General features: G+C 38.7%; 26 protein-coding genes and 9 tRNA genes. 33 read left to right on the top strand and 2 right to left on the bottom strand.

All coding sequences use genetic code 11. The annotated features are described in order from the left end of the window. Nucleotides 1–179: 179 nt before the first annotated feature. The 31 genes from D1Z92_RS13165 (at nt 180) to D1Z92_RS13015 (ending at nt 23,008) form a co-directional block, all read left to right on the top strand. A tRNA-Ser gene (locus tag D1Z92_RS13165) sits at nt 180–268 on the top strand. A gap of 11 nt (nt 269–279) precedes the next feature. Next, a tRNA-Met gene (locus tag D1Z92_RS13160) sits at nt 280–353 on the top strand. A 73-nt stretch (nt 354–426) separates the two neighbouring features. Next, a tRNA-Val gene (locus D1Z92_RS13155) sits at nt 427–502 on the top strand. A gap of 11 nt (nt 503–513) precedes the next feature. Beyond that, nucleotides 514–590: transfer RNA gene (locus tag D1Z92_RS13150), tRNA-Met, on the top strand. 13 nt (nt 591–603) lie between these two features. After that, nucleotides 604–680 (top strand) — tRNA-Asp (locus D1Z92_RS13145). Nucleotides 681–735: 55 nt separating this feature from the next. Further along, nucleotides 736–811 (top strand) — tRNA-Phe (locus D1Z92_RS13140). A gap of 4 nt (nt 812–815) precedes the next feature. Beyond that, nucleotides 816–901 (top strand) — tRNA-Tyr (locus D1Z92_RS13135). 12 nt (nt 902–913) lie between these two features. Next, a tRNA-Lys gene (locus D1Z92_RS13130) sits at nt 914–986 on the top strand. A gap of 124 nt (nt 987–1,110) precedes the next feature. Beyond that, complete coding sequence (locus tag D1Z92_RS13125; protein ID WP_128896134.1) at nt 1,111–2,178, top strand: PucR family transcriptional regulator; 1,068 nt, start codon at nt 1,111–1,113, stop codon at nt 2,176–2,178. Between the two features lie 150 nt (nt 2,179–2,328). Beyond that, nucleotides 2,329–3,453: an ABC transporter ATP-binding protein gene (locus tag D1Z92_RS13120; RefSeq protein WP_128896133.1), complete on the top strand. Its 1,125-nt coding sequence runs from the start codon at nt 2,329–2,331 to the stop codon at nt 3,451–3,453. A gap of 297 nt (nt 3,454–3,750) precedes the next feature. Beyond that, nucleotides 3,751–4,689, top strand: coding sequence for an HPr(Ser) kinase/phosphatase (gene hprK, locus D1Z92_RS13115; protein ID WP_128896132.1), 939 nt, complete (start codon nt 3,751–3,753; stop codon nt 4,687–4,689). 111 nt (nt 4,690–4,800) lie between these two features. Continuing rightward, nucleotides 4,801–5,712, top strand: a complete 912-nt coding sequence (gene lgt / locus D1Z92_RS13110; protein WP_128896131.1) for a prolipoprotein diacylglyceryl transferase — start codon at nt 4,801–4,803, stop codon at nt 5,710–5,712. 124 nt (nt 5,713–5,836) lie between these two features. Beyond that, nucleotides 5,837–6,487: a pyrophosphatase PpaX gene (gene ppaX, locus D1Z92_RS13105; RefSeq protein ID WP_128896130.1), complete on the top strand. Its 651-nt coding sequence runs from the start codon at nt 5,837–5,839 to the stop codon at nt 6,485–6,487. Beyond that, on the top strand, nt 6,484–6,984 hold the full coding sequence (locus tag D1Z92_RS13100) for an acyltransferase (RefSeq protein ID WP_128896129.1): 501 nt from the start codon (nt 6,484–6,486) through the stop codon (nt 6,982–6,984). Before ppaX ends, D1Z92_RS13100 begins: the two co-directional genes overlap by 4 nt. A 291-nt stretch (nt 6,985–7,275) precedes the next feature. Then, nucleotides 7,276–8,502, top strand: coding sequence for an ATP phosphoribosyltransferase regulatory subunit (locus D1Z92_RS13095; RefSeq protein WP_128896128.1), 1,227 nt, complete (start codon nt 7,276–7,278; stop codon nt 8,500–8,502). A 4-nt stretch (nt 8,503–8,506) separates the two neighbouring features. After that, complete coding sequence (gene hisG, locus D1Z92_RS13090; protein WP_128896127.1) at nt 8,507–9,166, top strand: ATP phosphoribosyltransferase; 660 nt, start codon at nt 8,507–8,509, stop codon at nt 9,164–9,166. After that, nucleotides 9,138–10,424, top strand: a complete 1,287-nt coding sequence (gene hisD / locus D1Z92_RS13085; RefSeq protein WP_128896126.1) for a histidinol dehydrogenase — start codon at nt 9,138–9,140, stop codon at nt 10,422–10,424. Before hisG ends, hisD begins: the two co-directional genes overlap by 29 nt. After that, the gene (hisB, locus tag D1Z92_RS13080; protein ID WP_128896125.1) at nt 10,421–11,023 is read left to right on the top strand and encodes an imidazoleglycerol-phosphate dehydratase HisB; all 603 of its coding nucleotides are present in this window, start codon (nt 10,421–10,423) and stop codon (nt 11,021–11,023) included. The genes hisD and hisB overlap by 4 nt, the downstream gene beginning before the upstream one ends. Beyond that, nucleotides 11,023–11,637, top strand: coding sequence for an imidazole glycerol phosphate synthase subunit HisH (gene hisH, locus D1Z92_RS13075; RefSeq protein ID WP_128896124.1), 615 nt, complete (start codon nt 11,023–11,025; stop codon nt 11,635–11,637). Before hisB ends, hisH begins: the two co-directional genes overlap by 1 nt. Before the next feature lie 88 nt (nt 11,638–11,725). Continuing rightward, nucleotides 11,726–12,457, top strand: a complete 732-nt coding sequence (gene hisA, locus D1Z92_RS13070; RefSeq protein ID WP_206099759.1) for a 1-(5-phosphoribosyl)-5-[(5-phosphoribosylamino)methylideneamino]imidazole-4-carboxamide isomerase — start codon at nt 11,726–11,728, stop codon at nt 12,455–12,457. Between the two features lie 65 nt (nt 12,458–12,522). After that, entirely contained in the window at nt 12,523–13,281 is a 759-nt protein-coding gene (hisF, locus tag D1Z92_RS13065) for an imidazole glycerol phosphate synthase subunit HisF (RefSeq protein WP_128896122.1), read from the top strand. Next, the gene (gene hisIE, locus D1Z92_RS13060) at nt 13,278–13,958 is read left to right on the top strand and encodes a bifunctional phosphoribosyl-AMP cyclohydrolase/phosphoribosyl-ATP diphosphatase HisIE (RefSeq protein WP_128896121.1); all 681 of its coding nucleotides are present in this window, start codon (nt 13,278–13,280) and stop codon (nt 13,956–13,958) included. Before hisF ends, hisIE begins: the two co-directional genes overlap by 4 nt. A gap of 23 nt (nt 13,959–13,981) precedes the next feature. Next, the gene (hisJ, locus tag D1Z92_RS13055; protein ID WP_128896120.1) at nt 13,982–14,800 is read left to right on the top strand and encodes a histidinol-phosphatase HisJ; all 819 of its coding nucleotides are present in this window, start codon (nt 13,982–13,984) and stop codon (nt 14,798–14,800) included. A gap of 74 nt (nt 14,801–14,874) precedes the next feature. Then, nucleotides 14,875–15,828, top strand: a complete 954-nt coding sequence (locus tag D1Z92_RS13050; RefSeq protein ID WP_128896119.1) for a ribose-phosphate diphosphokinase — start codon at nt 14,875–14,877, stop codon at nt 15,826–15,828. A 75-nt stretch (nt 15,829–15,903) separates the two neighbouring features. Beyond that, nucleotides 15,904–17,640 carry a DDE transposase family protein gene (locus D1Z92_RS13045; protein WP_128896118.1) on the top strand — a complete coding sequence of 579 codons (1,737 nt, stop codon included), beginning with the start codon at nt 15,904–15,906 and terminating at the stop codon, nt 17,638–17,640. 17 nt (nt 17,641–17,657) lie between these two features. Next, entirely contained in the window at nt 17,658–18,605 is a 948-nt protein-coding gene (gene trxB / locus D1Z92_RS13040) for a thioredoxin-disulfide reductase (RefSeq protein ID WP_128896117.1), read from the top strand. 86 nt (nt 18,606–18,691) lie between these two features. Then, nucleotides 18,692–19,645: an ROK family glucokinase gene (locus D1Z92_RS13035; protein WP_128896116.1), complete on the top strand. Its 954-nt coding sequence runs from the start codon at nt 18,692–18,694 to the stop codon at nt 19,643–19,645. 128 nt (nt 19,646–19,773) lie between these two features. Further along, a complete protein-coding gene (rapZ, locus tag D1Z92_RS13030; protein WP_128896138.1) occupies nt 19,774–20,628 on the top strand; it encodes an RNase adapter RapZ in 855 nt (284 codons plus the stop codon). 44 nt (nt 20,629–20,672) lie between these two features. After that, nucleotides 20,673–21,629, top strand: a complete 957-nt coding sequence (gene mgfK / locus D1Z92_RS13025; protein ID WP_128896137.1) for a gluconeogenesis morphogenetic factor MgfK — start codon at nt 20,673–20,675, stop codon at nt 21,627–21,629. Between the two features lie 25 nt (nt 21,630–21,654). Continuing rightward, the gene (gene whiA / locus D1Z92_RS13020) at nt 21,655–22,587 is read left to right on the top strand and encodes a DNA-binding protein WhiA (protein ID WP_128896115.1); all 933 of its coding nucleotides are present in this window, start codon (nt 21,655–21,657) and stop codon (nt 22,585–22,587) included. Between the two features lie 157 nt (nt 22,588–22,744). Continuing rightward, a complete protein-coding gene (locus D1Z92_RS13015) occupies nt 22,745–23,008 on the top strand; it encodes an HPr family phosphocarrier protein (RefSeq protein ID WP_128896114.1) in 264 nt (87 codons plus the stop codon). A gap of 146 nt (nt 23,009–23,154) precedes the next feature. Here D1Z92_RS13015 and clpP read toward each other — a convergent pair whose 3' ends face one another. Both clpP and D1Z92_RS13005 read right to left on the bottom strand, forming a co-directional pair. Then, a complete protein-coding gene (clpP, locus tag D1Z92_RS13010; RefSeq protein ID WP_128896113.1) occupies nt 23,155–23,736 on the bottom strand; it encodes an ATP-dependent Clp endopeptidase proteolytic subunit ClpP in 582 nt (193 codons plus the stop codon). 136 nt (nt 23,737–23,872) lie between these two features. Beyond that, nucleotides 23,873–23,947 (bottom strand) — tRNA-Arg (locus D1Z92_RS13005). Between the two features lie 177 nt (nt 23,948–24,124). Here D1Z92_RS13005 and D1Z92_RS13000 point away from each other — a divergent pair. Beyond that, nucleotides 24,125–25,153, top strand: a complete 1,029-nt coding sequence (locus D1Z92_RS13000; protein WP_128896112.1) for a sugar-binding transcriptional regulator — start codon at nt 24,125–24,127, stop codon at nt 25,151–25,153. Nucleotides 25,154–25,312: 159 nt separating this feature from the next. After that, nucleotides 25,313–26,317 (top strand): type I glyceraldehyde-3-phosphate dehydrogenase, encoded by a 1,005-nt coding sequence (gene gap / locus D1Z92_RS12995; RefSeq protein ID WP_128896111.1) that lies wholly within the window; start codon nt 25,313–25,315, stop codon nt 26,315–26,317. The last annotated feature ends 72 nt before the right edge of the window (nt 26,318–26,389 follow it).

Raw genomic sequence — 26,389 nt, 5'->3', positions numbered from 1 at the left:
CTAGGTCTTTATCTACAGGTTTTAAACAAAGTTTAAAACCACTTCGTAAGCAAGAGGAAAAAAGTGAAACGCAGTTTCACTGATCCGGGCTAAAAGGTTTACCTTAAAGCAACGCTACGAAGAAACAACGAAACACTTCTTCTTTCACTTTCAGTTTTGAGGGTGTAATACTTAGCTGTGGAGAGATACCCAAGAGGCCGAAGGGGGCGCTTTGCTAAAGCGTTAGGGTGTAACAGCCGCGAGGGTTCGAATCCCTCTCTCTCCGCCAGACTTACACATGGCGGTGTAGCTCAGCTGGCTAGAGCGTACGGTTCATACCCGTGAGGTCGGGGGTTCGATCCCCTCCGCCGCTATATTAAAAACTTTTTAAAAAAAGTATTGACAAGCCCTTGAAAACATGTTATAATAATTAAGTGCACAGCACTTGGACGCTTAGCTCAGCTGGGAGAGCATCTGCCTTACAAGCAGAGGGTCGGCGGTTCGATCCCGTCAGCGTCCACCATGAACTCATAACGCGAGGTGGAGCAGTCTGGTAGCTCGTCGGGCTCATAACCCGAAGGTCGTAGGTTCAAATCCTGCCTTCGCAACCAATTAATTTAATACGGAGCTGTGGTGTAGTGGTCTAACATTCCCGCCTGTCACGCGGGCGATCGCGGGTTCAAATCCCGTCAGCTCCGCCATTACAATTTTATGTTATTGCCTAAGGGCTTCGAATGAAGCTTTTTTTATTTTCTAGGTTCGGTAGCTCAGTCGGTAGAGCAGAGGACTGAAAATCCTCGTGTCGGCGGTTCGATTCCGTCCCGAACCACCATTTTGGAGGATTAGCGAAGTGGCCAAACGCAGCAGACTGTAAATCTGTTCCCTTACGGGTTCGGTGGTTCGAATCCATCATCCTCCACCACTTCTTATATTTGAGCCATTAGCTCAGTTGGTAGAGCACCTGACTTTTAATCAGGGTGTCGGAGGTTCGAGTCCTCCATGGCTCATTTGATATATGTGATATAAAATGTTAAGCTATCCATTCACAGCGTACATGTTGTGATTGGATAGCTTTTATTTATATATGAACAAATGTAAAATAGATGATGAAACAGGCGGGAGTTGAGTGATTTGAAGCAGCTTGATCTGAAAAAATATATAAATGAGATTATGCATGATGCTGTGGAAGAGATAACGGTGGAACATGGATATTGGTTGTCGTTAGCTCTAGCAGATAATCATCATATAAGAAAATATCGTTACGATAATGACCATACATACTTTTGTTTGGAGAAACAGGAACATAACGTACTGCTTATTAGAATACCTAACGATGTAATCACATCAAAAGAAGCCGATTTAATTGATTTAGCTATATCTGTTTATACAAATGCGCATTCAGTTGCAGATACAGAAGAAGTTTTGCTGGAACTAGGAGCTTGGCTTCATCAACAGGTGGAACTTGGCAAACTAAATGAATCCATACCTAAACAATTACTGCAAGGACTAGGCATGAAAGATTATCATATGGAAATGGGTTTTATTCCATTTTTACTTACGATGACTGAAGAGAATGATTTCGCTGCTACATACACTGAGCTTAAAAAAATATTAACTTCTTTTTTTGAAGTAGATGTTATTGTGATTCCGTTGAAACGAGGAAAATCACTTATTTTAGCTCCTAAAACAACACTACATCATGTAGAAGAAAAAGAAATAGAGTCATTAACTTCACTTTGTTTTGCTCTACACGAAATGATCACGATGGATTGGATGGAGGATTGTATGCTTACAGTCGGAGAGGCCATTTACAAGGAAGAAGAAATCCTAAAAACGTTGAATCAACTACAAAAAACAATGGAAGTAGGAGTCTCTTTTTATAAAAAAAAATCTATTTTCTTTTCATGGGAACTTGCATTAGAAGAAATAGTTTGGCACATGAACGAAAGTGATTTTTTGTTTAGTGATCATTTGCATCAACTAAATCATGTAGACAGCGATTTATTTTATACGATGGAAAAGTTTTTCGAATGCAACTGTCATGTAGGTGAAACAGCAAATGCGTTGTTTATTCACCGTAATACGTTACTGTATCGATTGGAGAAGTTTAAAAATGAAACGGAATTAGATCCTAGACAATTCAATGATTCTGTTTTTATTAAATTAATGATGCTTATGCACAAATTAGCTAAAAACTGATCTTTATTTTTGTGCATTTTATGTATAGTGAAAACGCTTTATTTTCGTTAAGATAATACTATAGTGTTATACAAGTTTAATACAAGTTATGTTGTACAAATGTTAGTGCAAAATTTTAATAAATAAAAGTGTATAGTGGAGGAGAAATATATGGCTGGTTTAAGTTTGAAAAACATTGTAAAAAAATACGATAATGCAAAAGAAGCAACGGTTAAAAGTTTAAACCTTGATATTAAAGATAAAGAATTTCTTGTTCTTGTAGGACCTTCTGGTTGCGGTAAATCTACAACGTTAAGAATGATTGCTGGCCTTGAAGAGATTACAGATGGAGAACTATATATTGGTGATAGACTAGTAAACTCAGTTGCACCAAAAGATAGAGATATTGCTATGGTATTTCAATCTTATGCATTGTACCCACATATGAACGTGTATCAAAACATGGCATTTGGGCTAAAGCTTCGTAAGTTTAAAAAAGAAGAAATAGACAAGCGAGTAAAAGCGTCTGCTAAAATATTAGATATTGAACATTTGTTGGAACGTAAACCAAAGGCACTTTCTGGTGGACAGCGTCAACGTGTTGCTTTAGGAAGAGCAATTGTAAGGGAACCTCAAGTATTCTTAATGGATGAACCTTTATCCAACCTAGATGCAAAATTACGTGTACAAATGCGTGCAGAAATAAGTAAACTACAAAAGCGTCTTGAAACTACTGTTGTTTATGTTACGCATGACCAAACGGAAGCAATGACGATGGGTGATCGTATTGTTATTATGAATGACGGTATTATCCAACAAGCTGCATCTCCGGAAATCGTGTACAACAAACCTAAAAATATGTTTGTAGCTGGTTTCATTGGATCACCATCCATGAACTTTATCAGTGGATCCCTCGTTGAAAGTAACGGTGAGCTTCATTTGAAAGATAATAACTCTCTTGAAATTACTATTCCACAAGGAAGAGCGAAGGTTCTGCGTGATAAAGGATATGCAGGTAAAGAAGTTGTATTCGGTGTAAGGCCAGAAGACATTCATTCAGAGCCTGTTTTCTTAGAAGCTTCACCAAACAGTGCTGTAGAAGCAACGGTTGAAGTAGCAGAGAATTTAGGTCATGAGATGAACTTATACTTAACTGGAATTGGTGGAGATACGATTATAGCTAGAGTAGATGGTCGTATAGGAGCCAAGGAAGGTAAGAAAATTAAGCTCGCATTTGATATGAACAAATGCCATTTCTTTGATAAAGAATCCGAGCTAAATATATTTGAGAATTAACTACAAGCTTTAAACAACGTTTAAAGCAGCATCGTAAATAAGCAACAAGCTTTTTAAAACTAATAAGCCACAATCTTAAAATATGTATTCCAGGATCAGTCTTGACTCCAAGATTGGTCCTTTATTTTTGATTATAAGATGTATTTATGAAACGGAAATGTTATAATGGCTCCATATGATTATAGACATTTTATGATGAATTTTTATTACATGTATATGTTGAATAAAATGGAAGAAAAATCAAAAGCATTATGATATGAACAATATGCAAGTAACAAGAATAAAGGAGACCGAAAGATGGCTGTCAGTGTAAAAGTAGCAGAACTTGTAGAACAATTTAAGCTTCATGTCATTGTAGGTAATCAAGGACTACAGCGCAACATAAAAGTAGCAGATCTTTATCGTCCAGGTCTTGAAATGGCAGGTTATTTTGCCTATTATCCAGAGGAAAGAATTCAGATTTTAGGTAAGACAGAAATGACTTTTTTTGAGCAGCTGACAGAGACCGAACGACTAGATAGAATGAATAAATTATGTGCAGAAGAAACGCCATGCATTTGTATTACAAGAGGATTAGAAATTCCTGAAGAGTTGAAAAAAGTAGCTTCTGAGCGGAATATTCCAGTGTTGGGTAGTTCCGTATCTACGACGACGCTGGCAAGTCGAATCACTAACTTTTTAGAAAATAAATTAGCTCCCACCACTACAGTACACGGCGTACTTGTTGATGTATATGGTGTAGGAGTATTGATTACAGGTGGTAGTGGTATCGGTAAAAGTGAGTCTGCACTGGAACTCGTAAAAAGAGGACACCGACTGATTGCAGATGATGCTGTGGAAATTCGCCAAACAGCAGATAATAAACTTTATGGTAATGCCCCTGATTTAATCAAACACCTTCTCGAAATTCGCGGTGTAGGCATCATCAATGTAATGACACTATTCGGAGCAGGTGCTGTCCGTAATTTTAAACAAATTACTTTAGTGATGAGGCTGGAAACATGGGGACAGGACAAGCAGTATGATCGTTTAGGTCTTGATGAGGAAACCATCAAAATTATCGATACGGAAATTCCACTCATGACAATACCTGTAAGACCCGGTAGAAACCTTGCGGTTATCATTGAAGTGGCAGCGATGAACTTTAGATTGAAAAGAATGGGATACAATGCTGCTTTACAGTTCACCAATCGCTTAACTGAAACGATAGGTGAAGATATGGATGATATAGAATAGTGCAGTACTCATGCTAAGTTCTAATTACAATAATAAACGTTGTTTTACATGTTCAACAGCATTCCATGATATCTATATAAAAGTAAAGCAGATTAAAGGAGTTGAAATGTTTTGTATTATTACATAGATCCTGTTCTATTTAAAATTGGACCTATAAGCGCGACTTGGTACGGACTTATACTTGGCGCAGCAGCACTAGTAGGGTTGTTCCTAGCAGTGAGAGAAGGAAAAAGGTTTAACATTCCTTCTGACTTCTTCATGGATTTATTACTTATCGGAGCGCCTTCTGCCATCGTTGTTGCAAGGTTATATTATGTCGCTTTTGAATGGGAACATTACAGAGATGATCCATTGTCGATCATTCAAATATGGAATGGTGGTATTGCCATACATGGAGCCTTAATTGGAGCCATTATTGCTGCTGTCATTTATACTAGAATAAAAGGTTATTCTTTTTGGAAAATTGCAGATATTTGTGCTCCATCGTTACTAATAGGACAAATTATCGGTAGATGGGGTAACTTCGTGAATCAGGAAGCACATGGCGGTCCAGTATCACTTGATTTCTTAGAAAACACATTACATCTTCCAACGTTTATTGTTGAGCAGATGCAAATTAATGGGATATATTATCATCCTACCTTCTTATATGAATCGCTGTGGAATGTTGTAGGACTCATTCTATTGATTATACTGAGACGTCGCTCCTTTGTTCGAGTTGGCGAAGTATTTGCTTCCTACTTTATATGGTATTCAGCAGGTCGCTTTTTCATTGAAGGATTACGTACAGACAGTTTATCTTTCCAAGGACCGGAATGGTTGGCATCTTTTATGAATACACTTTGGACGCCAATGACGTGGGTGTTTGGTGAGGCTGGTTCGATGGATGTAGGAGAAAATATTAGAATGGCGCAACTGATTAGTTTAATCATTATACTTGTTGCTGTCTTGTTTATTGTGATTAGAAGATGGGGTGGATTCGCCAAAGAAAAATATGGTGATCCAATTACACTTCAAAAGTAACAAAAATAAAACAAAAAAAGTGTAAATAAATTAAAATGACACCCAAAGGATGCTCAGCAGCAGTCTTTTTATGATAAAAGAATGCTTGTTTGAGCATCATTTGTATAAAGGAGAGAACACAGGAATGATAAAAGCAGTATGCTTTGATCTTGATGGCACTATTATTGATACAAATGAATTGATTATCCAAAGTTTTCAACATGTATTTAAAGCGAAAAATATGCCAAGAGAGTACATTATTGAGCAGATGGGAAAGCCTTTATCAGAGCAAATGCAATTTTTTTCAGATAGAAAAAAAGAAGAAGCAGTCGATGATTTAATTAAACAGTATCGCACGTTTAATGGTGAGCAACATGATCATTTCGTGACAGCATTTCCGAAAGTGAAAGAAGTTATTACTGCATTGCAGGAGCAATCTATAAGATTAGCGGTAGTCACGTCAAAAATAAGAATGACCACGGAAAGAAGTTTGACATGGTGTAAATTAGACGGCTATTTCGAATCTATCGTAACAATTGATGATGTGACACATCCAAAGCCGCATCCTGAACCGGTTCAAAAAGCACTAGCAGCATTAAATTTACACCCAAGTGAAGTCATCATGGTTGGCGATAGTCCTTTTGATATACAATCGGCAAAAGCAGCGGGAGTCATTTCTGTGGCGGTCGGCTGGTCGCTTAAAGGTACAACGTTATTGAAACAATATGAGCCTGACTACGTTATCGATCACATGGAACAGTTGCTGGAGGTAATGGAGAAGGAGAATGCAAGATGAGAAACACTAAGAGGTATCCAGTAGAGGGACCCAATGCTTTATGGCAAATCTACAAGACAGTGAACAAGTGGAAATCAGTACGGAATTTTATTTTTATTCAAGTAGCTAGATACAGTCCTTCCTTGAAATTTAAAAACTGGATATATCGCAAAGTGTTGAAGATGAAAGTGGGAGATCATACTGCCTTTGCATTAATGGTCATGGTAGATGTATTTTTTCCAGAAAAAATTTCAGTAGGACGCAATTCTATCATCGGATATAACACGACGATACTTGCACATGAATATTTAGTAAAAGAATATAGATTGGGCGAAGTCAACATTGGCTCTCATGTCATGATTGGTGCAAATACGACGATTCTTCCAGGTGTTACGATCGGAGATCACGCCGTGGTCGGAGCTGGTTCCGTTGTAAATAAAGACGTACCCCCGTATACGTTTGTAGCTGGCAATCCAGCGCAGAGGATAAAGACCGTGGAACCAGAAAATAAAGATTGACTATAATGAAATACCCATGATAAAATATGGATTAATTTAATAGCTTTAATTTGTTAGCATATTATCGTACTAAAGCGAATGGATTGTTAAAATGGTAAACCACTCGTTTTTTTATATATTATTTACATCATGTAACACCCATTTAAAAACATTCGCTACAAAGGAAGAATGGGACGAATGATTTCAAATGAATGATTTTATGTTTCAAAATAGAAGATGATATGGATCCATATGATTAGTGGATGCGTTCATGTTGAATGGTAACGCTGAATGATTTAGGGGTTGAATAAAATGAATAAACCAGAAGTATTTGAGAAACCGGTAGGCTTTAAAGACTACTTGCCCGAAACAGTGACTCAGCTTAGAAAAATAGAATATCGCGTATTGCAATGTATAGAGCAATGGGGGTATCAGTCCATTATGACCCCTACACTGGAGTATTACGATACGGTAGGTGTTGCTAGCTCAACATCAGATTCTAAACTATTTAAATTATTAGATCGCAACGGTACGACGATGGTATTACGATCGGAGATGACGACACCTATTGCTAGAGTCGTTTCCTCCTTGCTAAAAAAACAGCCTTATCCGATTCGTTTATCTTATCATGCTAATGTATTTAGAGCGATGGACGATGAAGCAGGTAAAGAATCTGAATTTTATCAAACTGGTGCTGAATATATTGGAGATGACTCCGCAGAAGCCGATGCCGAAATTATTGCTTTGTCCATTGCTTCATTAAAAGCAGCGGGTATAGACGAATTTAAAGTTTCATTAGGTCATGTCGGTTACTTGCGTGGTTTGTTTCATGAAGCGCTAGATGAAGATACAGATCAAATTTCGATTTTAGAGCAACATTTATTAAATAGAAATTATGTAGGGTATAAGTCAGCTGTACGTGACTTTCAAATCCCCTTAGAGAATAAAAAAGCACTGGAAGCCATTTTACGTTTGCGTGGCGGTAAGGAAATATGCAATGAAGCGATGAAATACGTGCAGTATGCACCAACGAAGGAAGCATTGTCGCATCTGTGCGATGTGTGGAATGTGCTTGAAGATTATGGTGTAGCAGATTACGTCATGATTGATTTAACGATGATCGGTGATTTTTCTTACTATACGGGCATGACATTTGAAAGTTATGCTAGTGGCTTAGGCTTTCCGGTATGTAGTGGTGGAAGATACGATAACTTGCTTTCTCATTTTGCTAGACAGGCTCCTGCAACGGGTTTTGCCTTAAAAACGAATCGTATACTAGAAGTCATACAGCGTGAAAAAGAAGATGATCAAAAACGAACGTTGATCCTATACGACCACGTTCATCGTAATCAAGCATTGCAATTGGCGGTACAGCTAAGACAAGAAAGCCATCATATTGTAGAGACGGGGCAAATAAGAAACGGGGAAAGTGCTCATCAAGTCGATACAAAAGAACAATGGTTACAAGAAGAGGGAACGTACAAGTACAGGAATAAATGTTATGAAGACGTCATTTTGTTTTTGGAACAGGAGAGCTGATCTAATGGAACCCATTTTAAGAATAGCAATGCCGAAAGGAAGAATTTATAAGCAAGCCATTGAACTCTTTTCAAAGGCAAACATTCCTGTACCAGAAATGTTAGATACATCGAGAAAATTAATTATACCTGTTCCAGATGCATCGATGGAAATTATTATGTCCAAACCAGTAGATGTACCGAAGTATGTGGAGTACGGAGCTGCAGATATTGGTATCGTGGGAAAAGATGTGTTAATGGAAGAGCAGCGGGATGTATTTGAATTACTGGATTTAAACATCGCGAAATGTCGCATGTCGGTGATTGGAATGCAAGATAATTCAGGAGAACTGAATGCCAAAGTGGCGACAAAATACCCTAAAGTGGCTGCAAAATATTTTCGCGAACAAGGGGAACAAGTAGAAATTATTAAATTGAATGGTTCTATAGAATTAGCTCCCTTAATTGGGTTGTCCGATCGTATCGTGGATATGGTGGAAACAGGGGCAACGATTCGCGAGAACGGTTTAGTGGAGATCGATAAGATTTTCGATATTACTAGTCGCTTGATTGCTAATAGAGTCAGTTACCGCATTAAGCAAGAACAAGTACAAGGTATTTGCGATGCATTAAGTGCGGTGATAGAGGAGGGTAACGATGAAGATCATTACAGGCAATCAATATAAAAATAAACAAATAGCACAACAAAGCACGGAAAAAGAACTTTTAATGGTAAATCAAATTATAGAAAAAGTCATCAAGGATAAAGACAAAGCACTGTTTGAATTAACGCAAAAGTTTGATGGTATTGCACTAGACAGACTTGATGTTACAGAAGATGAGCTGCATATGGCCTATGCAAAAACAGATGATACTTTCATGGCAGCGTTGCGTTTAGCCGCAGAAAATATTCGTGCTTTTCATGAAAAGCAAAAAAGAACAAGCTGGATGGAACCGCATATGGACGGTAGTGTGTTAGGTCAAATGATCTCACCACTGCAAAGAGTAGGCGTTTACGTACCTGGAGGAACCGCGGCATATCCTTCTTCTGTTTTAATGAATGTCATTCCGGCATTAGTTGCTGGAGTAGAAGAAATTGTCATGGTTACCCCTCCTGGATCAGGTGCAGCGCAGCGTATTCACCCTAACATCCTTGTGGCAGCCAATGAATTGGGAATTAAAGAAATTTATAGTGTGGGGGGCGCGCAGGCCATTGCTGCACTTGCATATGGGACGGAGACGATTGCGCCTGTGGATAAAATCTGCGGTCCAGGTAACATTTTTGTAGCATTAGCTAAACAACAAGTGTATGGGACAGTGGATATTGATAGCATAGCGGGACCTACCGATATTACCGTGATTGCAGATGAAACTGCCGATCCAAGCTTCATTGCGGCTGATTTATTATCTCAGGCAGAACACGATGAATTAGCGACGGCTATTTTCATTACGGATAGTAAGACTTTAGCAGAGAAAGTACATCAACAAGTGTATGAGCAGCTAGAGACATTGCCAAGAAAACAGATTGCTCAAACATCATTGGAACATAACGGGCAGATTATTATCGTAGAATCCATGCAGGAAGGGGTAGATATCGTCAACAGAATTGCACCAGAGCATTTGGAATTGATGATGGATGAGCCGATGCAATGGCTTGGGAAAGTACAGCATGCTGGTGCTATTTTCATCGGCCCGTATAGCTCGGAGCCTGTAGGAGACTACTTTGCAGGCCCGAATCATATTTTACCTACGAACGGCACTGCTAGATTTTCTTCTCCATTAAGTGTAGATGACTTTGTGAAGAAATCCAGCGTTATTCAATATAGTAAACAAGCACTGTTTGATAGCGCTCCTTATATTACGAGCTTGGCTAGAGGCGAAGGTTTAGAAGGCCACGCTAGAGCGATTGAAGTCAGATTGCAAAAAGAAGGTGAAAAAAGATGACAAACTCCAACACAGATCGATACAGTGAAATCAAGCGTAAGACCAATGAAACGGATATCGAGTTATCATTTAACATCGATGGAAGTGGTAGAAGTGACATCAAAACAGAAGTTCCATTTTTAAATCATATGTTAGATCTATTCACCAAACATGGACAATTTGATCTTCAAGTGAAAGCAGATGGGGATATAGAAATTGATGATCATCATACAGTAGAGGATATTGGGATTTGTTTAGGTCAAGCCATATATGAATCTTTAGGCACAAAACAAGGCATTAAACGATATAGTAGCGTGTTCGTCCCGATGGATGAGGCACTAGCACAAGTGGTGATTGATGTAAGTAATCGACCACATTTGGAATATCGTTGTGATTTCCCAAGTGGAACAGTAGGTACTTTCTCCGTAGAGTTGGTACATGAATTTTTATGGAAACTGGCTCTTGAAGCCAGAATTACGTTGCATGTCATTGTGCACTACGGTCACAATACGCATCACATGATAGAAGCTGTTTTTAAAGCATTAGGTCGTGCTTTGGACGAGGCTACTTATTATGACGACAGGGTAAAGGGAATTCCTTCTACGAAAGGAGTCCTCTAATGATAGCCATTGTAGATTACCGCATTGGAAATGTTCATAGTGTGCATAAAGCGGTGCAAGCACTAGGATACGATGTCATCATCACGGATGATCATCAGCAACTGCTCAACGCCGATGCATTAATATTACCGGGGGTTGGCGCGTATCAAGATGTGATGAAGTTTTTGCATGAAACAGGGATGGATGAAGTGATTTACCAATATGTTCAATCGAACAAGCCTATGCTTGGTATATGTCTCGGTATGCAATTGTTATGTACAGAGAGTGAAGAATACGGTATGCAGCAAGGACTAAATATCATTCCTGGTAGAGTGACTCGTATGCAAGATAAACCTAAGATTCCGCACATGGGGTGGAATAAACTACAATTTAAACAAAACGAATGGGTGCAATCTTTAGAAGAAGGACATGTTTACTTCGCTCACTCATATCATGTTGAAGTAGAGAAAGAGGAAGATGTTCTTGCTACGGTTAACTATCACGGACCTATCACGGCAATGGTCAATAAGGGGAATGTGTTCGGCATGCAGTTTCATCCAGAGAAAAGTGGTACGACAGGAAAAGATCTATTGCGTCATTTTCTAGCACTTACGGAAAAAGTCATTGTTTCTTAGATAAGATGAAGAAATGATAAGACTTCATATCAAGATAGCTTTTAATACGGGACTCTAATTATGGGAGTTTAAATACAGGAGGTTGCAAATGTCTTCATTTATCATTTATCCTGCTATTGATTTGCGAGGCGGGAAATGTGTACGTTTAAAACAAGGAGATTATAAACAGGAAACCGTGTTTCATGATGATCCTATTGTCGTAGCAAAACAATGGGAAAGTGAAGGGGCAACGTGGTTGCATGTCGTTGATTTAGATGGAGCAAAAGAGGGAAGTTCTGTTCAAGCTGATTTGGTCATTGAAATCGCAAAAGCGATAAACATACCGGTACAAGTAGGCGGAGGATTAAGAACGATGTCCTCTATTCAATATATGCTTGATGGCGGGGTTGCGAGAGTCATCCTTGGCACATCTGCCGTTCATGATGAGCAGTTCGTGAAGGAAGCATTATCTACTTATGGCAATCGTATTGTCATTGGAATAGATGCAAGAGATGGGAAAGTCGCTACGAGCGGGTGGTTAGAAACGTCGGAAATGGAAGCAGAGCAGTTAGCCATAACGCTAGCAGGGTACGGAGCAAAAACCATTGTGTTTACCGACATATCTAGAGATGGCATGATGCAAGGGCCTAATGTAGCAGCCATTAGTCAGTTGGCGAAAGCGTCCGGCTGTGATGTGATTGCTTCTGGCGGTGTGAGTCAACAATCTGATTTAACGGAGTTAGCGCAACATCAAGGTGATGGTGTATCGGGTGCTATTATTGGAAAAGCGTTGTATACGGGAGATATTAAACTTAGCGAAGCAACGAATCGTTTTGCATAGTTTTGACCATGATGACCATGCATGAAACGTATAACTAGCAATAGAGGAGAAGGAGGATGGCAACCATGCTAACAAAGAGAATTATCCCATGTCTAGATGTAAAAGATGGTCGCGTTGTCAAAGGAGTCAACTTTGTTCAGTTAAAAGATGCAGGTGATCCCGTTGAACTCGCTTCATTTTATGATGAGCAGGGAGCAGATGAACTTGTTTTTTTAGATATTTCTGCATCCAATGAAGGTAGAAAAACGATGGTGGACATTGTTGAACAAACAGCGGGTAAATTATCTATTCCTTTAACCGTTGGCGGCGGGGTTTCCACCGTGGATGATATGCACAATCTACTAAGAGCAGGAGCGGACAAAGTAGGGGTCAATACAGCAGCTGTGCATCATCCTGAGATCATCGAGTCTGGAGCAAAAGTATTTGGATCGCAATGTATTGTCGTGGCCATAGATGCAAGGTACAACGAACAATGGAAGGACTGGGAAGTGTACACACATGGAGGCAGTAAAGCGAGCGGGCTAAAAGTTTTGGATTGGGCAAACCAGGTCAAAGAGTTAGGAGCAGGAGAAATATTATTGACGAGTATGGATGCGGACGGGACGAAGGACGGCTTTGATATCCCGTTAACGAGCCGTGTTTCCAATGCTGTGTCAATTCCTGTCATAGCATCCGGTGGCGCAGGTGAAATATCACATTTTTATGATGTGTTTCAAGAAGGGCTAGCAGATGCGGCACTGGCGGCTTCTGTTTTTCACTATAAACAGTTTACCGTCGAAGAAGTAAAGCAATTTTTACAGCAGAATGGGGTGGAAGTAAGATGAGTGATCATAAAGTAGAGTCATTTACATCGTTAGTCGAATCTATTGTTTTTGATGAACAGGGGTTAGTGCCTGCTATTGTGCAGGATGATCAGACCAATGCAGTGTTGATGTTAGCCTATATGAACAAACAATCATTAGCATTAACGTTAGAAAAGAAAGAAACGTGGTTTTGGAGTCGTTCCAAACAGAAGTTATGGAACAAAGGAGAAACATCAGGCAATAAACAAACGGTCACTTCTATACATTATGATTGTGACGGAGATGCTCTGCTTGTGCGTGTGAAACCGAAAGGTCCTGCATGTCATACGGGGGAAACGACGTGCTTTTATACTCCTATGTTACAAGATGCGACATCCACAGTCACAGAGAAGGAAACCAATACCAATACGGTTCTAAACATACTGCATGATTTAGAGCAAACGATAAAGCAAAGAGAAGTGGAAAGACCTGAGGGCGCGTATACGACATACTTGTTTGAACAGGGATTAGATAAAATATTGAAAAAAGTAGGCGAAGAAGCGGCCGAAGTCATTATTGCTGCTAAAAATAGAGACAAGGAAGAACTTACTTACGAAACAAGTGATTTATTATTCCATTTGCTAGTTTTATTAAGAGAGCAAGAACTACCTTTTTATGATGTATTAGAGGAACTGCATAGCAGACATACCAAACAGTAAGTGTGAAGGATGGTGGACATAACATGTTCGTTGATTATCATACGCATCATGAACGATGTGGTCATGCCGAAGGGACATTAGAACAATATATTCAAAAAGGCATAGAGATTGGATTAGAGCAGATTGGGCTTTCTGATCATATGCCTCTTTTGCATGTGGACCCAGCAAACTATTATCCAGAAATGGCGATGTCTTTCGAAGATTTGCCTTATTATGTAGAAGAATGTCTACAATTAAAAGAAAAGTATGCAAAACAAATCGATATTAAAGTAGGGTTAGAAGCAGATTATATCGAAGGATATGAAGAGCAGATTAGCGCTATCATACAGCAGTATCCGTGGGATTATGTTATCGGTTCCGTCCATTTTATAGGGGAATGGGATATTACAGATTACAGACAAACACATGAATGGAACGGGAAAAATATAGATAGCATATACGAAACGTACTATAAGCTATTGCAACAAGCTGCTGCTACAGAGATGTACGATATCATCGGGCATTTTGATGTCATTAAACGTTTCGGCTATAAACCGGAAATGGATACAAAAGAATTGGAGAACCAGACCTTACATGTCGTAAAAAAGCATGACATTGCGTTAGAATGCAACACTTCTGGTCTAAGAATGCCTGCAAAAGAAATGTTTCCATCGGAGCGTATTCTACGGTATGCAAGTCAATTAGGTATTCCCATTACACTCAGTTCAGATGCTCATAAACCGAATCAACTAGCATATGCGTTAAAAGATGCTCAAAAATTATTAAAAACGGCTGGTTTTCAACAAATTGCAACATTCCAAGCGCGAAAAAGAATCCTGTCTGATTTTAATTGTGAACAATAAGTTGTATAATGAATGTAAAGGGCAAGTAAACTATACTTGCTTGTAACGTTATGATTAATTTTTAGGAGGATCTTATGGGCTGCAGTGACAATATAAAAATATTCTCAGGTACATCCAATACTGAGTTGGTTGATAAAATTTGTAATGAACTAGATCAACCATTAGGCAAAGTGAACATATCTCGTTTTAAAAGTGGTGAAATCTATGTTCATTATGAGGAGACGATACGTAATTGTGATGTATTTATCGTCCAATCCATTTCCCACCCTGTAAATGAGAATTTAGTGGAATTACTCGTGATGGTTGATGCAGCAAAACGTGCATCTGCAAGAACCATCAACGTCGTATTGCCTTATTATGGATATTCTAGACAGGAAAGAAAATCAGCTCCTCGTGAGCCAATCTCTGCTAAGTTAGTAGCAGACTTAATTACAACAGCAGGTGCAAATCGAGTTATTACGATTGACTTACACGCTTCTGCTATTCAAGGCTTTTTCAACATTCCTGTTGATCACTTAACGGCATTAGATCTGATTACGAACCATTTGAAAGCACAAAATATTAAAAATCCGATCGTAGTTTCACCTGATGCAGGGCGCGCTTCTACAGCTGAGAAGTTAGCTAACTACTTAGATTCGCCTTTTGCCATCATGATCAAAAAGAGACCAAAGCATAACGAATCTGTCATTACGCACGTTATTGGTGATGTAGAAGGACAAACACCAATTATTATAGAAGATATGATTGATACGGGGTCTACGATTGTTAACGTTGTTGAAGGATTGAAAGAACGAGGAGCTAACGATGCGTATGTTTGCGCTACGCATGCTGTTTTTTCTGGAGAAGCTTTAACAAAACTAGATCACCCTAATATAAAAGAACTTGTTGTGTGTGACTCCATCAAGTTACCGGATACATGTCCTGAACGTCTGACCATCATCTCTGTTGCAAATTTACTTGCAGATGCCATTCGCATCATCAAAGAAGGTGGCTCCATCAGTACGTTGTTCAAATCCGGTGGAGTGTAAGCCGCCATCGATAGCAACTAAAGTGCAACTATGATATACTGTGAATAATTTACGATAGAGGAGGTGCCTTATTCATTGGAAAAGAGTCAGTTAACGTCCACGAATAGAAATGAAAAAGTGCTCCGATTAACTATGGACGCCAATTTCTTTTTCGAAAAAGCGATGAAGTGTCTGGACCAATATCGCTACGATAAGGCGCTAAAATATTTGCAACGAGCAGTGGAATACGAACCCCTCAATCCAGTCAATTATTGCAATATAGCAGGAATCTACTCTGAGCTTGGAAATTATGATGAATCGAACAATGTGCTAACCAAAATTATCACAGATATCGATTCTTCCATGACAGAATGTTACTTTTATATGGCGAATAACTACGCTAACATGGATCAATTCGAATTAGCGGAGAAGGCACTTCTTCAATATTTAGAAGAAGATCCCAAGGGAATATATCTCGAAGAAACAGAAGAAATGATTGAGTTTCTAAGCTATGAACTCAATCGACCAATGGAAATTAAAGCGGTCAAAGCGCGCGAAGTATTCTTGAAGCATGATCATGCAAGAAAGCTACTAGAAGAAGGGGATTTTGTTGATTCTATTCAAGAGTTAGAAGCACTGATTCAAGATTACCCTGATTTTCTATCTGCGCGCAACAACTTGGCACTCGCTTATTTATATGTAGGTAATGTAGATAAATGCATGAGCTCTATTCAATATGTTTTGCATGAAGACGCTGGGAATTTACACGGACTGTGCAATTTAGCCATTGTATATAAGCAGACACATGCGACAGAAGAATTAGCGTTATTGCTGGAGCAATTAAAGAAAGTATATCCATATCATCAGGAACATGTATATAAGCTCGCTTTGACACTCGGTATTCTAGGTGAACATGAACGAGCATATCATCATTTTAAGCGATTGATGAAATCGGAGGAAGCAAAAGCAGATCGTAATTACTTACACTACTTCGCTATTGCTTCATTTAATAGTAAAAGATTTGATGTCGCCAAAACGATATGGATGAAGATGTTGAATCTGGATCACGAGTATAACGTCGCTGCATATTTTATAGATCATTTCGATGCGTTAGTAAGCGAAGATCGCACATTTAACTATCATTACGTGCTTCCTTTTGAAGAAAAGATAAAGGAATTAAGTGATCATGGTAAGAAGAAACATGTTATAAAATATACACAGGACATCGTATTTATGACTTCATTGCAATGGGGACTCTTTAACGGTGACGACAGCAACAAAGTGAGAGCAATACAAACGATGAAGTTGCTAAAGGATGATCAGTCCAAAGAGACGTTACGGGAGTTTTTATTAGATCCTGATCAGAAAGATTATTATAAGAGATTAGCTATCTTTGTCTTAAAATCGTTGGGGGAAAAGGAACCCTTCGTTAGTAATATAGATGAAACGCTATCTGTAACGCCGGAACGATCCGTATTGCCTTCTTGGAATGAAAAATGGCAGCAGATTATCGATATTGCAGTAGAGAATATGGACGGAAGGTATGATATATTACAGCAACACGATGTACAAGTGCTGTGGGTAGAATTCCTCAGCCGCGCTTATCCCGATATTCCTCGCATTCAAAAGCTGGAAGGTTGGGCAGCAGCACTAGAATATATTATTGCATTTCTGCATAGTGTTTCTATTAGTTTCCAAGAACTATCTGATCGCTATGGCGTTTCCCAAGCAACGATTAGAAAACAAGTGAAAAAGATGGATGAAGTTTGCGGGTTGTGGGAGAAAGTTTCGGCCATACTCCCAGACATATCAAATAAAATAAATAAGGAATAAGATAGGAGGAAAATTTCATGTATAATACAGTTGTGATTGGAACAGGACCAGCAGGTTTAACCGCTGCTATATATTTAGCAAGAGCAAATTTAAAACCATTAGTTATAGAGGGCCCAGAACCTGGAGGACAATTAACGACAACAACTGATGTCGAAAATTTTCCTGGCTTTCCTGACGGAATTATGGGGCCTGAATTAATGGATAACATGAGAAAACAGGCGACTCGATTCGGAGCAGAATTTAAAACTGGTTGGGTGAATGAGATTAACTTTGATCAAAAACCTTTTAAAATGACAGTAGAAGGCATTGGTGAAATCGAAGCCAATTCTGTCATTATATCAACTGGAGCATCTGCGAAATTGTTAGGTATTCCTGGCGAGAAAGAAAACATCGGAAGAGGCGTTAGCACTTGTGCAACGTGCGATGGGTTTTTCTTCCGTGGTAAAAAGATTGTCGTTGTTGGTGGCGGTGATTCTGCAATGGAAGAAGCAAATTTCTTAACCAAATTTGCTTCAGAAGTCACGATTGTTCATCGCAGAGATACACTGCGTGCATCTAAGATTATGCAGGATCGTGCTAAAGAAAATCCTAAAATTAAGTGGAAGCTTGACGCGACACCGTTAGAAGTCATGGCGGGCGAGCATGCTGTATCTGGTCTGAAAGTGAAAAATAATGAAACGGATCAAGAGGAAATACTGGAAACCGACGGCATCTTTATCGCCATTGGCCATAACCCGAATACAGCATTTTTACAAGGGAAAGTGAACACGGATGAAATAGGGTATATTGACGTTATACCTGGAACGACAAAAACGAATATTGAAGGTGTGTTTGCTTGTGGTGATGTACAAGATAAGCACTACAGACAGGCAATAACTGCTGCTGGTTCCGGTTGTATGGCTGCACTAGATTGTGAAAAGTATCTAGAAGGGCAACCTGTACATGACTGGAGTCAAGCGCTATAATGCAACATAAGGACCATAATGACGAACATGAAACGTGGAATATATATTCCACGTTTTAGATTTTTTTTTAGAGAGGTGTTCTATACGTGTCTGATAATATATACATCGGAGTAGATTTAGGTGGTACAACAATTAAAGTAGGACTATGTAATGAAGATGGAAAATTGCTTCATAAATATGAAGGCCCTACGGAAGCGAATCAAGGTCCTGATAAAATAATCGACAACATCTATACTTATGTTCATCATATTGTAGAACAGTCACCATTTGACTGGGAACAAGTAGCTGGCGTAGGAACTGGTGTTGCAGGTTTTTTAGATATGGAAAACGGTATCGTTAAGTTGGCACCAAATTTAGGACTTACTCAGTATGCGATGCGTGAAAAATTAGAGCAAAAGTTAAATAAAAAAGTAGTTATCAATAATGATGCCAATGTAGCTGCACTTGGTGAAGTATGGGCAGGGGCTGGAAGACAATTTAAAAATGTCGTGTGTTTTACACTCGGAACGGGTGTTGGTGGCGGCATTATTATTGATGGGAAAATCTACGAAGGAAACGGTATGGCTGGTGAACTAGGGCATATCACAATTGTACCAGAAGTGGAAGCGATTACTTGTGGTTGCGGTAAATACGGTTGTTTAGAGACAGTATCATCGGCTACAGGCATTATTAATATGGCTAACGATGCATTGGAAAGAGGGAGTAGAACCACACTTTCCCGTATCGAAGGAGACATCACAGCGAAAGATGTTTTCGATGCAGCTAAAACGAATGATGAAGTAGCTGTGCGTATCGTACATCGCGCTGCTTCTTACTTAGCCAAATCCATGGCTATCGTGGCTACTGTTTTAAATCCACAGTTATTTGTCATCGGTGGAGGAGTTTCTGCTGCTGGAGACATTTTATTTGATGCATTAAAAGAAGAATTTGCGGCATGTGCATTGCCTCAATTACAAGAAAATGTAGATATCGTGCCTGCTCAGCTAGGAAATAATGCTGGTATTATTGGTGCGGCAGGTCTGCTCATTCATGGTAAATAGACAAAGAAAAAAAGATTGACACCGTTTCATGGGAGTCCACTTATAACGCAGTGATCATGGACAACGCATCTAGTGTATAGTGCTAAATTTAAAGGAGTGGTTTTAAATTGGAGAAACAGATTACAAGAATGCTGATTATTACAGGCATGTCCGGGGCAGGGAAAACGATAGCTGTACAAAGCCTTGAAGATTTAGGTTTTTTTTGTGTGGATAATCTTCCTCCAGCTTTAATACCGAAGTTTGCAGATTTAGTAGAGCAATCACATGGGAACATTGCAAAAGTGGCGTTAGTCATCGACTTGCGTGGTAGAGAATTTTTTACTAACTTAACAGAAGCGTTAGAAAATCTAAGGAAAAATTATTCTCTAAAATATGAGATTATATTTTTAGATGCGACAGATTCCGTGCTCATACAGCGCTACAAAGAAAGTCGTAGAACCCATCCATTAGCTTCTGAAGGGCTTCCGTTAGATGGTATAAAGTTAGAAAGAAAAATACTAGAAGAACTAAAAGGTGCTGCAACCCAAGTGATTGACACCAGTAGATTAAAACCAAAGCAACTAAAAGAGAAAATAACGGCTAGATTTTCAACTTTGAAAATGAATAGCATCTCTGTCAACGTCATGTCTTTCGGTTTTAAATACGGGATCCCACTTGATGCAGATATGATTTTTGATGTTAGATTTTTACCGAATCCGCATTATATAGACGAATTGAGACCGCTGACTGGGCAAGATGATGATGTGTACAATTATGTCATGAAATGGCCAGAGACTACAGCCTTTTTGACAAAATTATTAGATATGCTTCAATTTTTGATTCCGCAGTTTATAAAAGAAGGAAAAAGTCAGATTGTGTTAGGTATTGGCTGTACGGGTGGTAAACATAGATCGGTTACCATTGCAGAATACTTAGGTAAAATGCTAGGTAATGATGAAAGTGAAATTGTCCGAGTTAGTCACCGTGACCATGGGCGGGAATAAATCATATGATGTGTTAAATGGATAAAAGGTTTAGAGGTGAACGGATGACGCAAACGGGGGAACAACGCAACATTGTCGTAATAGGTGGTGGCACTGGACTGTCCGTTATGCTTCGTGGTTTAAAGCAGCATAACTTTGATATATCTGCCATCGTAACTGTGGCAGATGATGGTGGAAGTTCAGGTAGATTAAGATCAGAGATGAAAATCCCTCCGCCTGGTGATATTCGCAATGTCATTAGTGCACTAGCAGATGTAGAACCGATGATGTCACAACTATTACAATATCGTTTTAAAAATGGTAATGGACTATCTGGGCATAGTTTAGGTAATTTAATCCTGGCGGCTATGAATGACATAACCGGTGATTTTGTCACGGGAATAAAACAGTTAAGTAGAGTATTTGCGGTGAAAGGAAGAGTACTTCCTGCAGCAAACCAAGCGATGGTACTCAAAGCAGAAATGGTGGACGGTACCATTGTCGAAGGGGAATCCAACATACCAAAAGCGGGAAAAAAGATAAAAAGAGTATTCATTGAGCCTGCTGATTTAGAGCCGTTGCAAGAAGCGCTAGACGTACTTCATGAAGCGGATGGTATTGTCATAGGGCCAGGAAGCTTGTATACGAGTATACTACCCAATTTAATGGTTCCCAAAATAGCATCAGCAGTGAAAAACAGCAAGGCCAAAAAAATATTTGTGTGTAATGTGATGACGCAACCTGGTGAAACGGACAATTATACGGTAAGTCATCATGTGAATGCGGTACATGAACATATCGGAAGCTCATTATTTGACTATGTCATTGTAAATGAGGGGAATGTTTCTAGCGATATCCTTCATCAATATGAGGCAAAAGGTAGTAGCGTCGTTCAAGTGGACGAAGATGCTGTTCGCTCTACCACATATAAAGTGATATCTGATAGGCTTATTAATGTACAAACGTATTTACGCCATGATGCCGAAAAATTAAGTGAGCATATCGCGCAATTGTTACTTTAACAAATGGTGAGAAAGGAATGATATCATGTCTTTTGCAGCAATGACAAAAAAAGAGCTAACGATGATTGACACGCATTCGCTATGTTGTGCTAAAGCTGAACTTGCTGCACTGATACGAATGAATGGGACCATACAACTTTCTCATCAAAAAGTGATATTGGATGTGTCGACAGAAAATGCGGCCATTGCTCGACGAATTTATACATTATTAAAAAAAGTTTTTAACATTCACGTTGAACTTTTAGTAAGAAAAAAAATGCGATTGAAAAAAAATAATGTGTATATTGTACGTTTGCCGAATCAAGTACAACACATATTGAGTGAGTTGTTTATCGTGTCAGAGGGGTTTCAATTTACTCCCACGATCAACGAGAAAATTATACACAACAACTGTTGCAAACGTTCCTATTTACGAGGCGCTTTTTTAGCTGGAGGTTCTGTAAACAATCCAGAAGGAACATCGTATCACTTAGAAATCTCCTCTATGTATGAAGAACATTGTCATTCTCTGAATGAACTCATGAACACTTTTTCTTTAAATGGTAGATGTATAGAGAGGAAAAAAGGGTATGTGGTTTATTTAAAAGAGGGTGAAAAAATCATTGAATTACTCAACATCATTGGTGCTCATCAAGCGTTGCTTAAATTTGAAGACATTCGAATTATGAGAGATATGCGTAATTCTGTTAATCGTCTTGTAAATTGTGAAACAGCTAATTTAAATAAGACCATTAGTGCTGCTATGCGGCAGATTGAAAATATTAAATTCATACAAAATACAGTGGGATTAGATTACTTATCTGAGAAATTGAAAGAAGTAGCTGAAGTGAGGTTGATTCATCCTGATATTAACTTAACAGAACTAGGACAGTTACTGAACAGTAAAGTAAGTAAATCAGGTGTAAATCATCGCTTAAGAAAAATTGACGAGATAGCGGAAAAGTTGAAAAAAGCATAACATATTTATATATTTTTTATGTTTTATGTTGTATTTTCATGGTTTGTATGATGTAATCAATAAAACAAAGTTTTTGTATTTTTATGATATAAATGAAACTTTCTACTTAAGCATTCGTATTACAACTACTTATATTTTGTACAAGGAGGGGAAAAAGTTGACGGAACAACAAGTAACCGTGAAATTGCATGCCGGTCTTCATGCTAGACCAGCGGCATTATTCGTACAAGAAGCAAATAAATTTTCATCTGATGTTTTCATCGAAAAAGATGATAAAAAAATTAATGCTAAAAGTATTATGGGAGTCATGAGTTTAGCCATTAGTTCTGGCACTTCCATTACAATCAGTGCAAATGGGGCTGACGAGGAACAAGCGGTAAGCGCTTTATTGGAAATTGTAGGGAAAGAAGACATTGAATAATAACAACATACACAAAAAACAGTGACTGTTATCTTCATAAACAGTCACTGTTTTTGTTTGCTTTTACGTATTTTTTTCGTATTTCGGAATCTATGTCATTTCAAAGCTTTGAAAGTATGGACGAACGATATCATGTTGTACAGCTTTTAGACTTTCTCTATGACTTTGTCAATAATACCATAAGATAATGATTCTTCTGCACTCATGAAATAATCACGATCTGTATCTTGTTCGATTCGTTCCAAAGCTTGACCAGTACGGTCAGCTAAAATTTGATTCAGCTTGTCTCTCATTTTGAGAATTCGCTTTGCACGAATTTCAATGTCAGAAGCTTGCCCTTGTGCTCCCCCAAGAGGTTGGTGAATCATCACTTCACTATTTGGTAGGCAATAGCGCTTTCCTTTTTCACCAGCTGTTAATAAAAATGCACCCATAGAAGCAGCAAGACCGACGCATATGGTAGATACATTAGGTTTAATGAACTGCATCGTATCGTAAATAGCCATACCAGCAGTAATAGAACCACCAGGAGAATTAATATATATAGAAATATCTTTTTCTGGATCGTCTGCTTCCAAGAATAATAATTGTGCGATAATGGTATTGGCTACAACATCATCAATAGCACTTCCAAGGAAAATGATGCGATCTTTTAGTAGGCGTGAATATATGTCATAAGCTCGCTCACCACGATTTGTTTGTTCAACTACCATAGGGACTAAACTCATATTGAAAAAAACCTCCTTTTAAAATTCATTGTAAACATTATGTAACTATATCATACATAAAAGAGACCCAAAGGTCAATAAAGGTCAAATTATTTTTAAAAAAAAGCATAACACTGCATATTTGATTTCAAAAATGTGGCGCGCCCGCGAGGGATCGAACCTCGATCTCAGGCTCCGGAGGCCTACGTCATATCCATTGGACCACAGGCGCATAAGGCAAATGTAATTATAAGTGATCATTCATGAAAAATCAAGTAATAGTAAATGATAAATAGGACTTGAAATTATAAAGATAAAGCAATACAATAGAAGTAGGCAGTGGGACAAAAAAAGTATTACGGGACAAAAAACGTCCAACAACGCAGTTAGTCAATCTGGAGTGGAGCAAATGGAGAAAATTATTCAGTTACATAAACAGCTTATTCCCGATCTAACGGAAACACTGAAAAAAAGATATGCTATTTTGGAACAAGTCATGATAACAGGAACCATTGGTCGTAGAAATTTGGCTACCTCATTGAACATGACAGAAAGAAGTTTACGTTCTGAAGTGGACTTTCTGAAAGAGCAGGATCTTTTAAGTGTAACTAGCGCAGGTATGAGTATTACAGAAGCAGGTAAATTATTAGTGCATGATCTTGAACCTACAATGAAAGAATTAATTGGCTTGACGAAAATCGAAAGAAAAATTAAGCAGGCCTTTGGAATGAAAGAAGTCATTGTAGTTTCTGGAGATAGTGACACTTCTATGAATACGATGCAGCAACTAGGGAGAGCTGGGGCTAATATACTGAAGAAGTACGCTGCAAATCTAGATGTTATTGCTGTTGCTGGAGGTTCGACGATGGCAGAGGTGTCCAGTCGATTGTCCGTATCTACACAGCTGAAAGGCTGCTTGTTCGTACCTGCTAGGGGTGGATTAGTGGAAGATGTAGAGCTACAAGCAAATTCGATTGCATCTACGATGGCGAAACGTACTGGAGCAGCTTATCGACTATTACATGTACCCGATCATTTAGGAGAAGAAGCTTACCAAACGTTGATGCAAGATCCAAACATTAGTGATTTGGTACAAGTTATTCGAAATGCAAGAATGATATTTCACGGTATTGGTGAAGCTATAACGATGGCAAAACGGCGAAAAGTCCATGAAGGGGATCTAAATCAGATTGCTGAAAAAGGGGCACTAGCCGAAGCGTTTGGCTATTATTTCGACAAAGAAGGAAATGTGGTGCATGCCGTTACCACCGTTGGCTTAAAGTTGGAAGATGTCAATTCCAAATTAACGATTGGTGTAGCAGGCGGTAGTAGTAAAGGCGAAGCAATAACCGCTGTCCTTCGAGCTGGTTATTCCGATGTGTTAATCACAGACGAGGGAGCAGCAATGGAAATCGTCAAACAGTGTAATTTACACTAACTTTTCCTATAAAGTATGTTTCAACAATGACTACAATGCAAGAGAATTGTAGTAACGCAAAACAATGTAAAGTAATGTAAAGCAATTCAATATATCGTATTCTCGATGATTTTATATCATCTTGAAATAAATAAATGAGATCACTTAGGAGGAATCACTGTGGTTAAAGTAGGAATTAATGGTTTTGGTCGTATAGGTCGTAATGTATTTCGTGCAGCATTAAACAATCCTGAAATGGAAATCGTTGCTGTTAATGATTTGACAGACGTAAAAATGTTAGCACACTTATTGAAGTATGATACGACTCACGGAAAATTAGACGCAACAGTAGAAGTGAAAGAAGGCGAAATCATCGTTAATGGTACTTCTATCAAAGTCTTCGCTGAGCGCGATCCAGCTAACTTAGCATGGAGCGATTACGGTGTAGAAATGGTAGTAGAATCTACTGGTATTTTCACGCAAAAAGAACAAGCGGAAGCACATTTAGGTGGAACAGTAAAGAAAGTGGTTATCTCTGCTCCAGCTAAAGACGAAGATATTACGATTGTAATGGGTGTTAACGAAGATCAATACGATGCTGCTAATCATCATGTTGTTTCCAACGCATCTTGCACAACAAACTGTCTTGCTCCATTTGCTAAAGTATTAAACGATAACTTCGGCATTGTAAAAGGTTTAATGACGACTGTTCACTCTTACACGAATGACCAACGTACATTGGATCTTCCACATAAAGATGCAAGACGTGCTCGTGCAGCTGCTGAAAATATTATTCCTACAACAACAGGAGCAGCAAAAGCAGTTTCTCTTGTTTTACCTGAGCTAAAAGGTAAATTGAATGGTTTCGCAATGCGCGTGCCGACTCCTAACGTATCCGTTACGGATCTTGTAGTTGAACTAGAGAAAAATGCAACAGTAGACGAAGTGAACGGTGCGCTTAAAGAAGCTGCAAACGGACCTTTAAAAGGAATCATGAACTTCTCTGATGAGCCATTAGTATCTAGCGATTACAATGGTGACCCAGCTTCTTCTACTATCGATGGATTATCCACGATGGTTGCTGGTGATAACTTGGTTAAAGTTGTATCTTGGTATGACAACGAGTGGGGTTACTCCAACCGTGTCATCGACCTTTGCTTATACATGGCTAAAAAAGGATTGTAATCATATAGAGATGAATAGATGCATCACAACACGTTAAATCATCAAGACAGCATCTGTCATCTCATCCCATAG

The organism is Longirhabdus pacifica, from assembly GCF_004115085.1.
In the GTDB taxonomy this organism is placed as follows: Bacteria; Bacillota; Bacilli; order Paenibacillales; family DSM-105158; genus Longirhabdus; species Longirhabdus pacifica.
The sequence above is the reverse complement of the archived record's forward strand: the minus strand, read 5'-3'. Positions and strand labels throughout refer to the sequence as shown.

Bases quoted from the DNA above. Each gene is read 5' to 3' on its own strand.
- hisIE (WP_128896121.1), top strand. From the start codon at position 13,278: ATGAGTGATCATAAAGTAGAGTCATTTACATCGTTAGTCGAATCTATT.
- D1Z92_RS13050 (WP_128896119.1), top strand. From the start codon at position 14,875: ATGGGCTGCAGTGACAATATAAAAATATTCTCAGGTACATCCAATACT.
- whiA (WP_128896115.1), top strand. From the start codon at position 21,655: ATGTCTTTTGCAGCAATGACAAAAAAAGAGCTAACGATGATTGACACG.
- rapZ (WP_128896138.1), top strand. From the start codon at position 19,774: ATGCTGATTATTACAGGCATGTCCGGGGCAGGGAAAACGATAGCTGTA.
- trxB (WP_128896117.1), top strand. From the start codon at position 17,658: ATGTATAATACAGTTGTGATTGGAACAGGACCAGCAGGTTTAACCGCT.
- hisD (WP_128896126.1), top strand. From the start codon at position 9,138: ATGAAGATCATTACAGGCAATCAATATAAAAATAAACAAATAGCACAA.
- hisB (WP_128896125.1), top strand. From the start codon at position 10,421: ATGACAAACTCCAACACAGATCGATACAGTGAAATCAAGCGTAAGACC.
- hisA (WP_206099759.1), top strand. From the start codon at position 11,726: ATGTCTTCATTTATCATTTATCCTGCTATTGATTTGCGAGGCGGGAAA.
- D1Z92_RS13095 (WP_128896128.1), top strand. From the start codon at position 7,276: ATGAATAAACCAGAAGTATTTGAGAAACCGGTAGGCTTTAAAGACTAC.
- hisH (WP_128896124.1), top strand. From the start codon at position 11,023: ATGATAGCCATTGTAGATTACCGCATTGGAAATGTTCATAGTGTGCAT.
- hisF (WP_128896122.1), top strand. From the start codon at position 12,523: ATGCTAACAAAGAGAATTATCCCATGTCTAGATGTAAAAGATGGTCGC.
- clpP (WP_128896113.1), bottom strand. From the start codon at position 23,736: ATGAGTTTAGTCCCTATGGTAGTTGAACAAACAAATCGTGGTGAGCGA.
- hprK (WP_128896132.1), top strand. From the start codon at position 3,751: ATGGCTGTCAGTGTAAAAGTAGCAGAACTTGTAGAACAATTTAAGCTT.
- D1Z92_RS13000 (WP_128896112.1), top strand. From the start codon at position 24,125: ATGGAGAAAATTATTCAGTTACATAAACAGCTTATTCCCGATCTAACG.
- ppaX (WP_128896130.1), top strand. From the start codon at position 5,837: ATGATAAAAGCAGTATGCTTTGATCTTGATGGCACTATTATTGATACA.
- mgfK (WP_128896137.1), top strand. From the start codon at position 20,673: ATGACGCAAACGGGGGAACAACGCAACATTGTCGTAATAGGTGGTGGC.
- hisG (WP_128896127.1), top strand. From the start codon at position 8,507: ATGGAACCCATTTTAAGAATAGCAATGCCGAAAGGAAGAATTTATAAG.
- D1Z92_RS13120 (WP_128896133.1), top strand. From the start codon at position 2,329: ATGGCTGGTTTAAGTTTGAAAAACATTGTAAAAAAATACGATAATGCA.
- hisJ (WP_128896120.1), top strand. From the start codon at position 13,982: ATGTTCGTTGATTATCATACGCATCATGAACGATGTGGTCATGCCGAA.
- D1Z92_RS13100 (WP_128896129.1), top strand. From the start codon at position 6,484: ATGAGAAACACTAAGAGGTATCCAGTAGAGGGACCCAATGCTTTATGG.